Origin of the sequence: Bartonella sp. CE47NXGY (assembly GCF_042195415.1) — a bacterium.
Taxonomy (GTDB): domain Bacteria; phylum Pseudomonadota; class Alphaproteobacteria; order Rhizobiales; family Rhizobiaceae; genus Bartonella.
This window is the reverse complement of record NZ_JBHIOI010000168.1, coordinates 1-1071: the sequence shown is the minus strand read 5'-3', so window position 1 is coordinate 1071 and position 1071 is coordinate 1. Positions and strand designations below refer to the sequence as shown.

General features: G+C 43.5%; 1 pseudogene. It reads left to right on the top strand.

Annotation, left to right across the window (positions count from 1 at the left end):
- A pseudogene (locus tag ACFIL3_RS10440) lies at window positions 1-1017 on the top strand (phage portal protein); the annotation flags it as partial.
- Window positions 1018-1071: the final 54 nt, after the last annotated feature.

The window sequence follows — 1071 nt, the reverse complement described above, 5'->3', positions numbered from 1 at the left end:
ATAGAACGGCAATTTTATGGGGTTGTCCGTCCGACAAAAGATCCACAACGATGGGCGAATAAATATTTTAGTCAAGTAATGCATATCCTTAATAGCCAATCCAAAGGCGGGATAATGGCAGAGCGGGGCGCATTTGAAGATGTGAGAGAAGCTGTAAAGAGTTGGAGCAGAGTAGATAGTATTACGGTTTTAAAAAATGGCGCTTTGGCAGGTGGTAAGATACAGCCCAAACCCGTAGCGCAATTCCCAACCGGTTTTTTCCAACTGTTTAATGAAGCCAAGGAAGCGATTAATCAAGTTACGGGCTTATCGCCTGAGTTTATCGGGACGAGAGAAGTCTCACAAGCAGGGATTTTAGAAGCACAACGGCGTCAATCTAGTCTTAACCTGCTTGCTTGTCTATTTGATGGCTTGCGTTTGTATCGCAAAAGGCAGGGTAAGATTATTTTGCATCTGATACAGAATTACTTGTCTGATGGTCGTTTGGTGAGGATATCGGGTGAGGAGAATGCGCAATATATTCCCTTAACACGTGAAGCGGTGATGAGTGTTGATTACGATATTGTGGTGGATGATGCTCCAACCAGCCCGAATGAGAAAGAGCGCACCTTTGGTATCATCACACAGCTGCTCCCATTGCTTCAAAATGCGATTACGCCGGATATTATGCTTGATCTACTTCGTTATTCTCCATTGCCTGCGTCATTGCTTAATCGTGTGAGTGAGAAGATGCAACAGCAGCAAATGGCACAACAAGCCCAACAACAGCAAATGAATCCGGAACAAGAAATGAAGTTGCAGGAAAAGCAGCAAGATATTGCGGCTAAAAGTCAGATGCAACAGATGGATTTACAAGGCAAGCAGATTGAATTGGTTATGCGTCAAAAGAGAGCAGAATTGGAAGCTGAATTGATGCAACAGAAGCATGAGCTTGAACGGGAGCGTATTCTTAATGAACGAGCGCAAAATCAAATCATGCGTGAAAGAGCGGCAACATACAGAGGAAGAAGCATTTGAGAGAGGTTAGAGAATGAATGCAGAAATGAACGAAGCTATGAATGAAGATTACAG